We start from the raw sequence: 2,862 nt of genomic DNA, 5'->3' as shown, positions 1-2,862 counted from the left end.
ATCCGAAAACTCAAGGGCCATGACCTCGTCCCGGTCGGTGCGGGCCGTGATCCGAAAGGGAGTGTCCGGGCCGGGACAAACCAGCAGGGAATGATACCTGGCCACCCGTGTCGGGTTGGGGATGCCGGCGAAGATCCCGGTTCCCTCGTGAGCCACGGCCGAATCCTTGCCGTGCATGATGTGTTCGGCCCGGCGGACCTCGGCCCCGGCCCAGAGGCCCAGGGCCTGATGACCGAGACAGACGCCCAGGACCGGGACCGCGGCCGGCAGCAGATCCAGGAACCGCAGGCAGAGCCCGGCGTTTTCGGGCCGTCCCGGACCGGGTGAAACGATGACCCCGGACAGGTCCGGACGCTTGGCCAGATCCAGGATCTCCGGCCGGTCGTTGCGCAGGACCCGAAGGTCCTCGCCGTCGCCCAGAAGAATCTGGGCCAAGTTGAAGGTGAAGGAATCGAAATTGTCAATAAGTAAAATCATCTCCGGCCTCCCTGCTGGTGATGGCCTGCGCCACGGCGCGGGCCTTGTTGTTGCATTCCTGCCATTCCTTTTCCGGGTCCGAATCCATGACGATGCCGGCCCCGGCCTGCCAGTGGAGACGGCCGTCCCGGATCCACATGCTCCGGATGGTGATGCCGGTGTCCATCTGCACGGCGTCCTTGTCCAGGCCCAGCCAGCCGATGGCCCCGGCGTAGGGGCCGCGATCCATGTTCTCCAGTTCGGCGATGATCTCCATGGCCCTGATCTTGGGGGCTCCGCTGACGGTTCCGGCCGGGAAGACGGCGGCCAGGATGTCCAGATGGTCCCTGTCTTTCATGATTTCGGCCGAGAGGTAGGATGTCAGGTGCATGACGTGGGAGAAGCGCTCGACGACCATGAATTTGTCCACGGACACGGTTCCCGGCCTGGCCAGGCGACCGAGGTCGTTGCGGCCGAGATCGACGAGCATGACATGTTCGGCCCGCTCCTTGGGATCGGCCAGAAGCTCCTGGGCCAAGTGCCCGTCCTGGACCTCGTCCTGGCCCCGGGGACGGGTCCCGGCGATGGGCCGGAGCTGGAGGCGTCCGTCCCGGCAGCGGACCAGGAGTTCCGGGGAAGAGCCCAGAAGCTGGATGCCGGGCAGGGACATGAAAAAGGTGTAGGGTGAGGGATTGATCATGCGCAGACGACGGTAGAGCTCGAAGGGGTCGCCGGAGAAGTCAGCGCTGAACCGGGTTGAGAGGACGACCTGGATGGCCTCACCCTGGCAGATGGCCTCCCGGGCCCTGACCACGGCCTTCGTGTAGGTGCCCTTGTCCGGGGATGAGGAGATGGGGCCCACGTGGCAGCGGCTTCCCGACTGGGTCGGGGTCATTTTCGGGGTCGAGTCCGGGTCGAGGCTCAGGTAGGCGCAGCGGTGGAAGAGATGGTCGAAGACGATGGCTTGGCCGGGCAGGACCAGGGTCGTCTCGGCCTGGGCCGGGTCAACGGCCTGGGCCAGGCAGGGCTCGAAATGGCTGCACAGTCCATAGCCGAGGTAACCGCACAGGGACCGGGTCATGGGCGGCAGCTCGGCGAATCCGCTCTCGGGCACGATGGTCAGAGCGGCCATGGCCTGACGGAGCCCGTCCATGAACGGGGCGCCGTCGAATTCAAGCAGGGGGTCGAGGGCCGCATCCCTGGGGAGGACCCGGAGCGTCCCCCGCTCACAGGACAGGACAAGGCGGAAGTCCCAGGCCAGAAGACTGTAGCGGCCCAGTCGTCCGTCGACCTCGGAGCTTTCGAGAAGGATGCCCTCGCCCTGGCCGACGATGCCCAGAAAAAGGCTGATGGGGGTCTGAGTGTCGGCCATGTACCAGCGACCGTATTGTTTCAGCGTGATCATGTAAGTTCTCCTTGGTTGAAAAAAAGCCGGATTCCCTGGGGGAACCCGGCCTGGTAAGCATTCGGCCGATGTACATCGGCCTGTCTATTCGGGTTCCCCGTCGTCATTATTTCTTTGCCACCACCATCCGGCCCGCTTCGAGAGGAGATCGAGGTCGCCGCCGGCGGCGATGTTCAAGAACGAACGGAAATTTCTGAGGATCTCACCCATGGCTGGATTGGCCTCGCACATGGAGGCGAACATACCAGCGTCGCTGGTGCACATGGTTCGGGCCGCCTCCAGGCGACGCTCAAAGGACGGGGTGAGAAATTTGGCGATGTCCATGTCCTGGGGTGCCGAGGCCAGATAGGCAAGAGTGGTGGCGAAGTTCAGGCCCTGAACATAGGCCATGGCCCGGTCGTGTTCCTCGGCAGAGGTGATGAAGGACTCGTGCCCCATGGCCCGGAAGAGTCCGGCCATGGCCGTGGCGGCCTCGTCGTTCCTGGCCGGGACGATGGCCACCCGCAGAGGAGTTCCGGGTTCTGGCGAGGGCCCGAACAGGGGGTGTGTACCGACCACTGGTCCAGCATGTGCCTGGAGCATGGCCCGAACAGGTTCGGTTTTGACCGAGCAGATATCGGCCAGGATGGTGTCGGGTCCGAGATGGGGCGCGATATTCTCAAGGACCTCGTTCACGGCATCGATGGGGACGGACAGAATAACGATGTCCGAGCCAGGCAAGGCGGCCTGAAGCTTGTCTTGGGTCAGAGGCCGGTCGAGGAAATGGACCGTGGCCCCGGCCGAGGCCAGACCGTAGCCGAGCATGCGGCCCATGCGGCCTTGTGCCCCGATGAGAGTCACGGTCCTTTGGGCCTGGGTCATGGGCGGACTCCGGCCCATCGATCCCAGAATTCCGGGAAGGATTTGGCCACGCAGCCGGGATTGTCCAGCTCGGGTCTGAATCCGCCGAATTCCAGCAGGGAAAGGCTCATGGCCATGCGGTGGTCGTCGTGGGTGGACAG

General features: G+C 64.5%; 4 protein-coding genes. All 4 read right to left on the bottom strand.

Features of this window, described 5'->3' with window-relative positions; all coding sequences use genetic code 11:
• A partial coding sequence (locus tag EOM25_13645; GenBank protein ID NCC26217.1) for an aminodeoxychorismate/anthranilate synthase component II occupies positions 1–477 on the bottom strand: 477 nt, incomplete at its 3' end.
• Positions 461–1,861, bottom strand: a complete 1,401-nt coding sequence (locus EOM25_13640) for an anthranilate synthase component I family protein (GenBank protein NCC26216.1) — start codon at positions 1,859–1,861, stop codon at positions 461–463. The genes EOM25_13640 and EOM25_13645, both read right to left, overlap by 17 nt.
• 84 nt (positions 1,862–1,945) lie before the next feature.
• Entirely contained in the window at positions 1,946–2,722 is a 777-nt protein-coding gene (locus tag EOM25_13635) for a prephenate dehydrogenase (GenBank protein NCC26215.1), read from the bottom strand.
• Positions 2,719–2,862, bottom strand: a 144-nt coding sequence (locus EOM25_13630; GenBank protein NCC26214.1) for a 3-phosphoshikimate 1-carboxyvinyltransferase, incomplete at its 5' end; no start/stop codon positions are given. The genes EOM25_13635 and EOM25_13630, both read right to left, overlap by 4 nt.

Source organism: Deltaproteobacteria bacterium (genome assembly GCA_009929795.1).
Lineage (GTDB): Bacteria > Desulfobacterota > Desulfovibrionia > Desulfovibrionales > Desulfomicrobiaceae > RZZR01.
This window is presented reverse-complemented; position numbering and strand designations above follow the sequence as displayed.

Excerpts from the sequence above, each read along its gene's own strand:
- EOM25_13640 (NCC26216.1), bottom strand. The coding sequence starts at position 1,861 with ATGATCACGCTGAAACAATACGGTCGCTGGTACATGGCCGACACTCAG.
- EOM25_13635 (NCC26215.1), bottom strand. The coding sequence starts at position 2,722 with ATGACCCAGGCCCAAAGGACCGTGACTCTCATCGGGGCACAAGGCCGC.